This window comes from Acinetobacter sp. YH12045, from assembly GCF_013419925.1.
GTDB classification, from domain to species: domain Bacteria; phylum Pseudomonadota; class Gammaproteobacteria; order Pseudomonadales; family Moraxellaceae; genus Acinetobacter; species Acinetobacter amyesii.
Map to the genome: position 1 here is coordinate 25,799 of NZ_VOZE01000003.1, position 12,985 is coordinate 38,783.

At 41.2% G+C, this 12,985-nt stretch carries 12 protein-coding genes, 1 tRNA gene and 1 other RNA gene; 5 read left to right on the forward strand and 9 right to left on the reverse strand.

The annotated features are described in order from the left end of the window. Positions 1-16 precede the first annotated feature (16 nt). Entirely contained in the window at positions 17-595 is a 579-nt protein-coding gene (locus tag FTU02_RS05135; RefSeq protein WP_180083784.1) for a hypothetical protein, read from the forward strand. 66 nt (positions 596-661) lie between these two features. On the opposite strand, the gene FTU02_RS05140 is transcribed toward FTU02_RS05135, so the two are convergent. From FTU02_RS05140 to coaD, 4 genes are all read right to left on the reverse strand, one after another. Beyond that, a tRNA-Met gene (locus FTU02_RS05140) sits at positions 662-738 on the reverse strand. A gap of 73 nt (positions 739-811) precedes the next feature. Beyond that, positions 812-1,191: RNase P RNA component class A (gene rnpB, locus FTU02_RS05145), an RNA gene on the reverse strand. A 26-nt stretch (positions 1,192-1,217) separates the two neighbouring features. Then, a complete protein-coding gene (locus tag FTU02_RS05150; RefSeq protein WP_078191349.1) occupies positions 1,218-1,481 on the reverse strand; it encodes a YfhL family 4Fe-4S dicluster ferredoxin in 264 nt (87 codons plus the stop codon). A gap of 1 nt (position 1,482) precedes the next feature. Beyond that, a complete protein-coding gene (gene coaD, locus FTU02_RS05155) occupies positions 1,483-1,974 on the reverse strand; it encodes a pantetheine-phosphate adenylyltransferase (RefSeq protein WP_078191350.1) in 492 nt (163 codons plus the stop codon). A gap of 137 nt (positions 1,975-2,111) precedes the next feature. Between coaD and smpB the strand changes: the two genes are divergently transcribed. After that, positions 2,112-2,585 carry an SsrA-binding protein SmpB gene (gene smpB / locus FTU02_RS05160; RefSeq protein ID WP_078191351.1) on the forward strand — a complete coding sequence of 158 codons (474 nt, stop codon included), beginning with the start codon at positions 2,112-2,114 and terminating at the stop codon, positions 2,583-2,585. Positions 2,586-2,638: 53 nt separating this feature from the next. Here smpB and FTU02_RS05165 read toward each other — a convergent pair whose 3' ends face one another. The 4 genes from FTU02_RS05165 to rluD form a co-directional block, all read right to left on the reverse strand. Continuing rightward, the gene (locus tag FTU02_RS05165) at positions 2,639-3,988 is read right to left on the reverse strand and encodes a hypothetical protein (protein ID WP_249708367.1); all 1,350 of its coding nucleotides are present in this window, start codon (positions 3,986-3,988) and stop codon (positions 2,639-2,641) included. Positions 3,989-4,217: 229 nt separating this feature from the next. Beyond that, positions 4,218-4,769, reverse strand: coding sequence for a flavodoxin family protein (locus tag FTU02_RS05170; RefSeq protein ID WP_078192171.1), 552 nt, complete (start codon positions 4,767-4,769; stop codon positions 4,218-4,220). Between the two features lie 40 nt (positions 4,770-4,809). Beyond that, on the reverse strand, positions 4,810-5,550 hold the full coding sequence (gene pgeF, locus FTU02_RS05175) for a peptidoglycan editing factor PgeF (protein ID WP_180117823.1): 741 nt from the start codon (positions 5,548-5,550) through the stop codon (positions 4,810-4,812). Positions 5,551-5,594: 44 nt separating this feature from the next. After that, complete coding sequence (gene rluD / locus FTU02_RS05180; protein WP_078191355.1) at positions 5,595-6,647, reverse strand: 23S rRNA pseudouridine(1911/1915/1917) synthase RluD; 1,053 nt, start codon at positions 6,645-6,647, stop codon at positions 5,595-5,597. Between the two features lie 71 nt (positions 6,648-6,718). Here rluD and FTU02_RS05185 point away from each other — a divergent pair, with 71 nt between their 5' ends. Continuing rightward, a complete protein-coding gene (locus tag FTU02_RS05185; RefSeq protein WP_180065829.1) occupies positions 6,719-7,702 on the forward strand; it encodes an outer membrane protein assembly factor BamD in 984 nt (327 codons plus the stop codon). Between the two features lie 221 nt (positions 7,703-7,923). Next, a complete protein-coding gene (locus FTU02_RS05190; RefSeq protein ID WP_180156165.1) occupies positions 7,924-9,852 on the forward strand; it encodes a DNA primase in 1,929 nt (642 codons plus the stop codon). Positions 9,853-9,906: 54 nt separating this feature from the next. On the opposite strand, the gene hemA is transcribed toward FTU02_RS05190, so the two are convergent. Then, positions 9,907-11,190: a glutamyl-tRNA reductase gene (gene hemA, locus FTU02_RS05195; RefSeq protein ID WP_180083775.1), complete on the reverse strand. Its 1,284-nt coding sequence runs from the start codon at positions 11,188-11,190 to the stop codon at positions 9,907-9,909. Positions 11,191-11,268: 78 nt separating this feature from the next. Here hemA and FTU02_RS05200 point away from each other — a divergent pair, with 78 nt between their 5' ends. Then, entirely contained in the window at positions 11,269-12,981 is a 1,713-nt protein-coding gene (locus tag FTU02_RS05200) for a hypothetical protein (RefSeq protein WP_180156167.1), read from the forward strand. Positions 12,982-12,985: the final 4 nt, after the last annotated feature.

The window sequence follows — 12,985 nt, forward strand, 5'->3', positions numbered from 1 at the left end:
CTTTTCAGGATGAATGATGACGAGAACCACTCAATTCTCAGGCATATTTATACTTGCCCTGCTGGCAGCAGTCGTCGCAACTTTTTGCGATGCGATTCATGTCTATACCCAGACGCTTAGTTATCCCAACCCATTATTTTTCCATCAAGCTTGGTGGGTATTCCCTGGCTTTTTTATTGCCTTTGCTTTCATGGCATTTAGCTATATTCAACTTACACAACGACTTAAACACTATGTAATGACTCAGCTCAGTTGCCATCACGATGGTACAGCTCCATTAGTTGAGGCTTTAGTACTCTTTGCGATTGTCTACATACTCAGTGGTTTTGGTAACTTCCACCCTGAAGCATTGTGCTGGATTTTCTATATTAGCTTTTTTATTCGCTGGTTATTTAGCTATGAGCGTACATGGCTACTGATATTAGCCATTATGCTTGCCATTGGCGGCACGTTCTTTGAAGGACTATTGGCTGAGTTTGCTTTAGTTAAATATCGCTATGAAGATATTTACAATGTGCCGTATTGGCTCGGCGGCGTATATATGCATGGCGCATTTGCCTTACGTGCAGGCATGCGTCGTTTTGTTTATCGTTAATTTTTTAAATTTGGAAGATTTAGACATAAAAAAAGACCACTCAATCGGAGTGGTCTTTTTTGAATATGGTGGCTATGACGAGACTTGAACTTGTGACCCCCGCATTATGAGTGCGGTGCTCTAACCAACTGAGCTACATAGCCTTAAACTGTGCGCGCATTATGGAGGTATATTTAAATATCGTCAAGCCCATAATGCGCGTATTTGATCAAAATTTGTTGAAGTGAACCGATAAGCCGGGTTCTGTCGAGGACGATCATTCCTCTAGGCGTACAATCACTCATACGCTCAAGCGACCTACCCGGATCCAGCATGGGCCATGCCTAAAGGATCCCTATTTGGTCTTGCTTCCGGTGGGGTTTACCATGCCGTGAACTGTTACCAGACACGCGGTGCGCTCTTACCGCACCCTTTCACCCTTACCTCCGATTTCGATTGCTCAAAACCATAATGAAGGCGGTCTACTCTCTGCTGCACTTTCCGTCGGCTCACGCCGCCCAGGCGTTACCTGGCACCTTGCCCTATGAAGCCCGGACTTTCCTCCCCTGCTTTAGTCACGGAGACCTATACACAGCAGCGATCGTCTGGTTCACTTCGGGGCGCATTCTAACAAATCTGAGAACTAATTGCTTGATGTTTTTTGAGCAGTTAGTTTTTCGTACTTTTGTTGAAGCTGTTCCTGAGTTTCAGGATGTGCCGGATCCAATGGAATACAGTCCACCGGACAGAACAACTGACACTGCGGTTTATCGTGATGCCCAACGCATTCCGTACACAAATCAGGGTTAATCTCATAAATGAGTTCCCCCATGAAAATCGCCTCATTGGGGCATACAGGTTCACAGACATCGCAGTTGATGCATTCATCAGTGATATATAAAGACACTCTACCAACCTTGCTGTTGTTTACGCTTAAAGGCTTCCACAACAGCTTGTGGTACAAACTGAGTGACATCACCATTTAAACGTGCAATTTCACGCACGAGCGTAGATGAAATAAACGAATATTGCTCTGATGGGGTTAAGAACACGGCTTCAAATTTACTGTCCAAACGGCGATTCATATTTGCCAATTGAAATTCATATTCAAAATCTGAAACTGCACGTAAACCACGTAACACGGCTGTTGCTTTTTGCTCGTTAAAGAAGTTGACCAACAGCCCATCAAAACCTACAAACTCAACATTTGACAAATGACTTAAAGACTCTTGCGCTAGTGCAACACGTTCTTCCAGACTAAACACAGGGTTTTTGTGATGTCCAATTGCAATTGCCACGACAACTTCGTCAAACATGCGTGATGCACGTGTCACTAAGTCGATATGACCATTAGTAATTGGATCGAATGTGCCCGGATAAATTACACGAGTTTTAGACATCCAGTTGTACTCTGTTATTTTGTAGACGGGTATTTTAACAAAATCTTGATTTATAGGTGAAGTCAGCTTGTAAATTTAAAAACTTCATCTTATTCAAAGTTCGGGTACAATAGTGCTAAGTTTGGAAGTTTTTGATTATGACGAAAGCAGTAGTTAAAAAAAATAGTAGCAGTACGATTGCCCTAAATAAGCGTGCGCGTCACGATTATTTCATTGAAGAAAAATTTGAAGCGGGTCTTTCATTACAAGGCTGGGAAGTCAAATCAATGCGTGCGGGTCGTATGACTATCGTAGAGAGCTATATTACGTTTAAAAATGGTGAAGCATTTTTATTCGGCGCTCAAGTGCAACCTTTACTGAGTGCTTCGACACATGTAGTGCCTGAAGCAACACGTACTCGTAAATTATTGCTGAACCGCCGTGAAATTGAAAAACTACAAGGTGCAATTAACCAAAAAGGTTATTCATGTGTGCCTTTGGCATGTTACTGGAAAGGTCCTCATGCCAAACTTGAAATTGCCCTAGTAAAAGGTAAACAGCTTCACGACAAGCGTGCAACGGAAAAAGACCGTGATTGGCAGCGCGATAAAGCCCGTATTTTTCATAAATAAGTTCAATAAAAAAACCTCCATCTTGGAGGTTTTTTTATTTTTAAATTGCAGATTTAGCAGAATTTCAACCCACCAAAACAGTTAGTCCGAACTTCCTGATTCCCCAAGACCTGATTTTTTAAAGTTAAATTGGCCGCACCTGCATTACTGAGGTTAATTGAACCTACATTTTTATAAATTGGCAGACCAAATGCTGCACCAACAGCAGAACCTAACGGAATATAAATTGGTTCATTGGTTAAAATTTGCGATACTTTTTGAGCAACTTGTGGCAAGACGCCTGAGATATCCACTTCAGATGTTGGATTCAATTTGCCAATATTGATCGGGTCTTTAAATGACATCCACCAACCTGTACGTGCAATATCATCGGCATTGGCATCTGGCCAACTAATATCTTGAGATTGAAGCGATAAATAACCGGCTGTGCCATTTAGTGGAATGTTATGAATCATATTTAAGGCTTGCTCAAAGGTAATGTTCATTTTCAAACCATCAATTGATGAACCCGAATCCATAAAGAACTGCGCCCCTTCTACCCATAACAAATTACGGTCAAGTTTGACCTGCAAACTACCACTATCACGGTTGAGTTGAATCGACGGTACAGTCGCACTGATATTTTTGGCAACGGCTTGAGTTTGTCGTTTTCCGTTGATGGTAATTTCAGGGACGGTAAATGGCACATTCATTGAAGGAATTTTTAAACCCTTACTATTTTCAGGTTGGCTGACAAAGCTACGATCATTGTTCCAAATCGTATTAATCACCAAGTTACCGGATAAAGTCTCACTGCTGCTATCACCAAAAATCGCTGCTTGGGTCTTTGCTATCCCTGTAGTCGGTGCAATTTTCATATAACCGCTCAGTGACTTAATCCCATCTGTCGGCGCACCCGTGTTTTGAATACCTGTGGTCAATAAACCTGTAATTGATTCAGCACTGACACGGAAGCCTTTAACTTCACGTAAAGCCGCTTGTTTTGGGTTTTTAATTGCAAATTCAATAAACGGATTTTTCAGTTCGGCACTTGTTGACGCTCGATCACCATTAAAGACGGGATTACCATTGGCATCGGTCGACGTTGCATTACCACTCAACGCCAGATGACGAATATCAATATCACAGCCATTTGACCCATTTACCCCACCACAGCCGAGTTGCAAACTTTTGACATTGACATTTAGATCCATGACGGCATCTAAACTGAGTTTGTAAAAACCAATATTTTCATCGACCATTTGTTGGTTGACCAAAATAGGATCGGTATAGGACATATTCATCAATGCAGCACCATTGATGGCAGACAATTCTTCATCGGCTAATCCCACCAATCCTTCTGCTGCAAAAACAACGTCAGAAACACATAAGGTCAATGCCATTGCGACTATTGTTTTTTTCACGATTATTTAATCCTTTTTAATATTCGTCACTCATCCCGAGTGAAATTTATGAGAAGATTAAATCAATAGCGTTGGCGTAAATGAATGGCAATTTGTGACACGCATCACAACTCAATTATACAAAATGCCAATTTTCACGAATTTTAGGCCAATAAAAACCCCAGTAATATTTCCATCACTAGTGTTTTCAAAGATTTATAAATGATAGTTCAAACGATTTATTTACAAATTAATTAACTTTATTTAACAACAGTCCCAGATATTCACCAAACCAAATAGCGGTTTCTAAATCACCCGCAGGTGGCGTGACTTCAACAGGCGCATTATCCGATTGTGTCATTAAACCTAAAAAGCTCGACATCCGATTTAAATCTGTTGTGCTTCGTCCAGTTGGCATCAATGGAAGACCGCTCCACAACATGCCGTGCTGCATGGCGAATAAATTGATTTGCTGCAATACTGCCAATTTATCTCCACTTAAGCCGCCACCATTGGTAAAACCAGCGGCTAACTTGCCTTGCCATGTCCGTGCTAACCAGCGTTTAGATGATTGCTCCATGAATAATTTCATTGCCGCACTCATACTGCCCATATAGGTTGGGCATCCAAAAACGATGGCATCTGCACTGTCCAATTCATCCCAATCCACATGCTCTACATTCATGAGATGAACTTTTACACCGGCTTTTTCTGCACCTTGTACAATGAAATTCGCCACTTTGGCAGTGTGCCCATAGGGACTGTGGTAAACAACAGCAAGAGATTTAGCAGTCAAAGACATAACATTTAAAAGTCGATAGATTCAGTCAAGTTTAGCATTTTCAAAGCATAAAGACGAATGTTGCCATACGTCCTGTTTTCGCTTCTCGGCGATATGAAAAATATTCTTCAGTTTGCAAAAAGGTACATTGGTCGCCACCGGTTACAGCTTTAACCCCATGTAATGCAAGAATATAACGCGCTATCGCATAAAGATCAGCATAATATTTGCCTTCCTTTACACCAGCTTTAAATGCACTTTCAAGTTCTGGATATTTGGAACAAAAGGCAGCTTTGACTTCTGCGCCAATTTCAAAACTCTCTTGACAAATGGCTGCCCCCAACCAAGCCCATGTTGGCTGAGTGTGCATGGCTGCAATGGTGTTTTCCACAATACCATTAGCCAAGCCCTTCCAACCTGCATGCAGATTGGCAACTTCTGTCCCGTCAGCATTACCCAAAACCACGGGTAAGCAGTCTGCGGTCATCATCATCAGGGCATGATGTTTAGACTGCGTGACCATACCATCGCCTTCGGGTGCAACAAAGTTGATCTGTTCATCAATGCGATGGCATAGCGTACTGTGCGTTTGGTTCATCCAGCTGATTTTATTCACGCCATATTTAGCAAAGTCTTTGAGCAATTGCATCCGGTGCTTTTGCACACGCGCTGCATCATCTCCTACATGCAATGCCAGATTAAATCCTGCCAGTTCAGGTTGTTCAGCGGGTTGCGTCTGATCATGATGAACTCGAGTTTGTCCCACAAAAACACCCTGTGGAAGTCCCTGAACAAATTGCATGTTGCCGTCCTTTTATATCTATGGCGTGTAAATCAGTTTAAAACTTAATACGCTTTGTTTTCGCTACGTAAAACTTCAACCAATTGGTTAAAGTCTTCAGGCCATGGTGCTTCAAACATCATGTCTTCACCTGTACGTGGATGAACGAGACCCAATTTAACCGCATGTAAGGCTTGACGTTTAAAGCCACGTAAAGTGTCATCTAATAACATCGACGCGCCTGCAGGCATACGTACACGTGGTACATACACTTGATCGCCCACAAGACCATGACCGATATAAGTAAAATGCACACGAATTTGATGGGTACGACCCGTTTCTAGACGTGCTTGAACGCGGGTAAAGTTTTGGAAACGTTCTTTCACATTATAGTGAGTCACTGCATCTTTACCGCCCGGCAAGACAGCCATTTTAATGCGATCGACAGGATGACGTTTAATTGGTTCATCGACTGTACCGCCGGCAATAATGTTGCCATATACAATCAAATCGTAAATACGGTAAACCGATTTCTTCGCCAATTGTTTACTTAAAGAAAATTGGGATTCGAGGTTTTTCGCAACCACCAACAGACCTGAGGTATCTTTATCGATACGATGCACCAAACCTGCACGGGTCAACTCTGAAGATTTTGGGTAGTGATGCAAAATTGCATTCACCAATGTGCCTGTACTGTTTCCAGCGCCTGGATGAACAACCATACCGACAGGTTTATTAATCACCATAATATCGTCATCTTCATAGACAATATTAAGTGGAATATCTTCAGGTAAGCTACGGGTTTGTGCTTCTAACTCGACGTCTAAAGTCAGTAACTCTGTGCCTTCGCATTTGTACTTTGGTTTCACAGTGTTACCATTGACCAACAAATGGCCCTCTTTGAGCCACTGTTTTAGCTTTTCACGAGAAAAATCAGTCCAAACCAGTGCTGAAACCTGATCAATACGTTGTCCTAAATAGCTTTCATCCAATTGAAATTGCAACGATAAACGTGTTGCAGTTGAGTCTGAAGTATGGTTATCTGCATCCTCAGAATCTTCAAGTAAATTGAAATCAGTTTCAGGGAAATTAGAATTGGAAGATTGTGCTTGACTCATTTGCTCATTCAGACAAAAGTGGTTTAATAGTTCAATTGTAGCTCATTGCCCGTATTAACAGAGGAATTTTTATGTCGCTACCAAAATATAAAATGACAATGCTTGCTCTAACAATAGGCATTGCATCGGCAATGGTAGGCTGTAGCAGTAATCCAAAGAAAGAAGTGGTCGACACAGGTCCACAATCAAGCGAACAGATTTATATCGAAAAAGCACAAAAAGCGCTTGAACGTAACCAATATACAGATGCAGCAAAACACCTTGAAGCTCTAGAGACCTACTACCCTACAGGTAACTATGCGCAGCAAGCACAACTTGAACTATTGTATGTAAAGTTTCAGCAAAAAGACTATGAAGGTGCGATTGCTCTTGCAGACCGTTTTATTCGTATGAACCCACAACATCCGCAAGTTGATTATGCGTACTACGTGCGTGGTGTTTCAAACATGGAGCAAAACTACAATGGTTTGCTTCGCTATACTTCTTTAAAGCAATCGCATCGTGATGTGAGCTATCTCAAAGTGGCTTATCAAAACTTTGTCGACTTTATCCGTCGCTATCCATCGAGCGAATATGCAGTCGATGCCGCACAACGTATGAAGTTCATCAGTCAAGAATTGGCTGAAAGCGAAATGAATGCGGCGCGTTTTAATGTGAAGCGTAAAGCATGGTTAGCTGCTGTTGAACGTTCACTTTGGGTGATCGAACATTATCCGCAAGCACCGCAAGTTCCAGAAGCTCTAGCGACTGTAGCCTATGGTTACGACAAACTTGGTGATAAAACCACGTCTCAGCAATACATTGAAGTACTTAAACTGAACTATCCAAAACTTGTGAAGTCAGACGGTACGGTCAATATGCGTGCTGCACGTAGTGAAGGCAGCTTCCTTAACCGTGCAACTTTGGGTATTTTCGGTAAAGAAGCACAGACGATGTCTGAGCAAACCTCTACAGACGTAGTTGAAACCGATGAAGAAAAACGCAGTTTAACCAATCGTTTAAGCTTTGGCTTATTGGATCGTCCTCATAGCGAAAAAACTGAGTCGTCAGAATAAGCTGAATAATATAGTCGCAACGAAGGTCGATTTTTCACAAAGGGCAAGTTAGAATACTTGCCCTTTTATCTTTTCAGGATCTACAGATTCGGTTAGATTAAAAGGTATACAATAGTTCGATGGACGATGCTGTACTGCATCTCCACCTGAACTTACAGCATTGCTGATTTCAACATATTTCACGAACTGCCCAAATTCAATAGATAGACAGATAAAACAGCATGGCCATTCCTCAACATACAATTGATCAAATTTTAGATCGCACCGATATTGTCGATGTGATTGGTCAATTTGTGAAATTGAAAAAGACTGGACGCACCTACTCAGGATGCTGCCCATTCCATCAGGAAAAATCGCCATCTTTCCATGTCTATCGTGATAAACAATATTTTCACTGCTTTGGTTGTCAGGCCAATGGTAATGCCATCCGTTTTTTAATGGATATTGGTAGCCGTAACTTCATCGAAGTGATGAAGGATTTATCAAGCCAAACAGGGATTGAACTACCGAAAGACAATAACGATTCTAATAAACTCAAATATAAACGCGAATCTAAACCCAAACCTGTACAAAAACCTCCAATCGAAGCAAAAGCTCTGCCACCCAAAACAGGCGAAACCGATACAAATCCTGCTGCAGTAAATTTCGAACACGACCCATTTGCTGAGTTTCAAAATAACGAAGATGCCTTTTATGGGAACGATCCCTTTGCTCACTTTGACCAAGTTACAAGTGGTTTTGAAGATGTGCCGCAAGACGGAAACTTATATGACTTGCTGGAAAATGTCGCACAGTTTTATGAGCAACAACTGCCGCTCAGTCCAATTGGTCAAGCTTATTTTAAACAACGGGGTCTCAGTGCAGACACCATTGCCTATTGGCGTTTAGGCTATGCTCCCGAAGATTGGCAACATCTGGAAAAAGCCTTTCCACAAGATATCGAAGGACTCAAACTTCTCGGTTTGATTCGAACCAGTGACAGTGGTCGTGACTTTGACCTACTGCGCGAGCGGGTGATTTTCCCGATTCGAGATGCGAAAGGTCGTGTGGTCGGTTTTGGTGGTCGTGCCTTAAATGATGAAATCAAACCAAAATACATCAACTCTCCAGACTCTGAAGTTTTCCATAAAAACCAGTTACTTTATGGTTTATATGAAGGCCGTAAACAAAAAGCACAAGACTGGTTAATGGTCGAAGGCTACATGGATGTGATTGCCCTACAGCAATATGGCATTCATGGCGCTGTAGCGACTTTAGGGACAGCCAGTAATACTGAACATTTAAACATTTTATTTAAGCAAAATAGCCGTATTACCATTGCATTTGATGGAGATGCCGCAGGTCAAAAAGCAGCTCGACGTACGCTCGAAATTGCACTGCCATTACTGAATGATGGACGTGAACTTAAATTCTTTGTATTGCCGAATGACCATGACCCAGATTCATTGATCCGTCGTGAAGGTATTGAAAATTTTCGACGGTTACTGCACACCTCACCGCTTCTTTCTGAATTTGTTTTTGCACATTTAACGCAAAATCATGATGTCAGTTCACCTGAAGGTAAAAGTCAGGTGATGGGTGAACTCAGACAGCTCACTGAACTGTTGCCGAAAGGTGGTTCATATCGTTATTTGCTACAACAATATTTCCGTGAAAAATTAGGGTTCAGCCGAAAGTGGCAGCCTCAAGTCAATAATGATGCGTCTCTGAGCTTTAGTACAAAAATTGATGCTGAAGAATATGTGATTGCGATTTTGATCAATCATCCTTATCTTTACATTCATTTTGAGCCTTTACGCGCCTTAGTTTCACAAGATCTCTTGCTTTATCATGTGTTAAATATTTTCAATATGATTTTTGATGAATTGCCTGATGACCCAGAGTTATCGACCTATTATGTACTCGGTGCTTGTGCAGCTCATCATCATGAATTACAACATATTTTAGAGCATGCCAATATCAGCGATTATACGTCATCACCTGAACAGGCAGATAAACTTGCAGCAGATTTATCGACAAAATTGCAATATCAATTCTTACAACTCAAGATCAAGTCGAATAAGTTTTCTAGCCTTGCAGAAATGCGTAATTTAAAACAACGTATTTATGATATTGATAAAAAAAGATCACTCACGCTCCTTGAAGATTAAGTTTTAATTTCAAGTTCAAACTGTGAATGACCGTTATTCAATGAATAGCTTTATTTATTTCTTTGGTTTACGGCGATTTTCAGCCACATTTACTAAATCTTGTTCTAACATTTCAAAATAAGCCGGATCTTCCGCCATCGCAGCATTGCGCAGCACGATAGAGGTTGGATGCAACAGCTTTTGGGTTAAACGATGTGACATTTCTTGCATAATCTTCGCAGCATCTTCGCCCTTTTGTAGACGATTCAAGGCCAAAGCCAGCTCTTCTTGACGCAATGACTCCCCATGTTCACGGTATGCATGAATTGTCGAGCCAGCCAAATTCACTTTTTGCTGTGTGATTAAATCTGTCGCAAGCTGATTAACCATCACTTCGGCTTCAACTGCCGCCTGACGACGCTGAGCCAAGTTTTCTTCTATGACTGTTTGCAGATCATCGACACCATATAAATAAACACCATCTAAACTTTCAACTTTGGCTTCAATATCTCGTGGTACAGCCAAATCAACCAACAGCATTTGTTTATAACGACGTTTTTTCAGTGCTGCTTTAACATCCGCAAAATAAATCACTTGATGTAAGCTTCCGGTACAACTTGAAATTACATCTGCGCGATGTAAATTGTCTGCCAAATCTGCAAAATCAATTATTTCAACTTCTACACGATGAGCAATCTCTTGGGATAAAGCTTCGGCACGGGCACGTGTACGGTTACAGATAATAATTCTGCCCACACCCATTTCGGCCAAATGCTTTGCAACCAAGCTATTCATTTCACCAGCAGCAACAATCATGACCGTCAATTTTTCAGGCTGACTAAAAACCTGTAAAGCTAGCTGAGCAACGGCATAGCCCATCGACACTGCATGACTTCCTACGGCTGTTTCAGAACGCACTCGTTTTGCCGCATAAAAGGCATATTCAAAAATACGGTTTAAATTTGGGGAGACAGTTTCGGCATCTTTGGCTAAGGACAAAGCCGTCTTAACTTGACCTAAGATTTGAGGCTCACCAAGCATGAGCGAATCCAAACCGCTAGCCACACGCATGAGGTGTGTCACCGCCTGTGCATTTTCATAACGATACACATGATTTGACAATTGCTTTACATCAATACCATTTGATTGGGCAAGCCAATTCAATACCATGTCTGCATTTTCAGACATCGCATAGACTTCAGTACGATTACATGTAGATACCACCACCATGTCATTGAGTTCAGGTGCATGGCTTTGCTGTTCAAGCAGCGCTGTTAACTTTTCAGGGTTAAATGCAATCTGTTCGCGCAGTTCTACAGAGGCGGTTTGATGGTTGACACCCAATGCAAAGAAAGACATATCAGATCATCATTTCGCTAAATTTATGCTATTGTGCATTATCGGCGTCATAAAAAGCATTACTTGGATCAAGAAAAATTGCGTCTAACAAATAGCCGACTGAACGGCCAGACAATAAAGCAGTATTCTACCACATTCTTACTTGTTGGTAGCATGGCTTCTACTGCCCCAATTCGGGCCGTGGGAGAAGTTTACCATGCAAATTCAGGATATGATGCAATTAAACAAAGTATGATTGCAGAATTTGCCTTAGCTTATAACGACATCCCAACCGCGCTTCATAATTACACCGTGCTTGCAATCAAAAGTAAATCCACCATGGTCAAACAGCGTGCTTTAAACGTTGCTATTGAGCAAAATGATTTACAAGCAGCCTTAGATATTGCTACACATTGGGTTGTGCAAGAACCTGAAGATGTACCAGCATTATTTTATTTATCACATATTGCTTTGAAAGCCCATGAATATGAGCTTGCTGCCGAAACACTTGATAAAATTTTAACCATTGACCCAAATGCAGATTTAGAACAAATTTTGGCGGGTATTTCCCCTGAATCAGAGGAAGATCGCGCTTATCTGATTCAAGCACTGACCGCTAGCAAGGAAAAAACCAACCCTTCTATTTTGGTCTTAGTCGCAGGTTTACAAGCTCAAAATGGTGCCTTTGCTGATGCCTTAGACACCATTAATTTAGCACTGAAAAAACGCCCGAAAGTGACTGGCTATATCTTAATGAAAGCCAATTTACTTATGTCGTTAGGCGATGAAGAAGAAACCTTAAAATGGTTCGAAAAATCCAGCCGTAAACACCGCAAAAATATGGAAGTTCGCTTAGCAGAAGCAAAATATTTAATTAAAATCAATCAGTCAGAATTAGGTCTAGAAAAACTCGAAGATATACTAAAGAAATGGCCATCTGCTGAAGAACCGCTATTTATGGCAGGTTTGACCAGTATTGACTTAGAGCTTTATGAAAAAGCCGAAAAGTATTTGGTGGAGTTACGTTATTCGAGCAAATACCAAAATGAAGCGTATTACTATCTCGCAGTAAATGCTGAACGCAAACAGCATTATGAAACGGCAAAAGCCTATTATCGCCTTGTTGATGGCAGTCTTTATACAGTTTCACGGCGCAATATGATCAGCATTTTTAGCCAGCAAAATAAGCTGCATGATGCACTGCGCTTTTTAACCCAAGAGCGGGTTAATTATCCTCAACATGCCAGTTTCTTATATCTTGCTCAGGCAGATATTTTAAAACGCATGAACAATAAAAAAGCAGCAGTCCGTTTGCTTGATGAAGCGGTAAAAAACTTGCCCGAAGATCCTGAGCTCATTTATGCCGAAGTTCTTCTGCTCGACGCCCATCAAGATAAAGATAGACTCGACCAATTACTAAAACAATTACTTGAAATTGAACCCAATAGCCCGACCTATTTAAATGCATATGCCTATACCTTGGCGGTACAAAATAGACGCTTAGATGAAGCCCGAAAATACGTCGAACATGCCTTAGAATATGCTCCTGAGCAAGCCTCAATTTTAGATACGTTCGGTTATATTTGTTATTTGCAAAATGATTTTAGTACATCTGCATCTGTTTTGGCCAAAGCGTATGAACTGAGTAATAGTTTAAAAATTGGCATTCGCTACGCACGATCAGTCTTCATGCAAGGTGATATGAATAAATTTGACGCATTGTTACAACAACTCCAACAAAAACATCCGAATGATCCGCAATTAGAGCAACTACATTCGTTATTGTTACCCCAACCCATGAAAAAGAGTTAAAAAG

What these genes read in the sequence shown, in the direction of transcription:
- FTU02_RS05185 (WP_180065829.1), top strand. Translation starts at nt 6,719, where the DNA reads ATGTCGCTACCAAAATATAAAATGACAATGCTTGCTCTAACAATAGGC.
- FTU02_RS05170 (WP_078192171.1), bottom strand. Translation starts at nt 4,769, where the DNA reads ATGTCTTTGACTGCTAAATCTCTTGCTGTTGTTTACCACAGTCCCTAT.
- hemA (WP_180083775.1), bottom strand. Translation starts at nt 11,190, where the DNA reads ATGTCTTTCTTTGCATTGGGTGTCAACCATCAAACCGCCTCTGTAGAA.
- coaD (WP_078191350.1), bottom strand. Translation starts at nt 1,974, where the DNA reads ATGTCTAAAACTCGTGTAATTTATCCGGGCACATTCGATCCAATTACT.
- rluD (WP_078191355.1), bottom strand. Translation starts at nt 6,647, where the DNA reads ATGAGTCAAGCACAATCTTCCAATTCTAATTTCCCTGAAACTGATTTC.
- pgeF (WP_180117823.1), bottom strand. Translation starts at nt 5,550, where the DNA reads ATGCAATTTGTTCAGGGACTTCCACAGGGTGTTTTTGTGGGACAAACT.
- FTU02_RS05190 (WP_180156165.1), top strand. Translation starts at nt 7,924, where the DNA reads ATGGCCATTCCTCAACATACAATTGATCAAATTTTAGATCGCACCGAT.
- FTU02_RS05135 (WP_180083784.1), top strand. Translation starts at nt 17, where the DNA reads ATGACGAGAACCACTCAATTCTCAGGCATATTTATACTTGCCCTGCTG.
- smpB (WP_078191351.1), top strand. Translation starts at nt 2,112, where the DNA reads ATGACGAAAGCAGTAGTTAAAAAAAATAGTAGCAGTACGATTGCCCTA.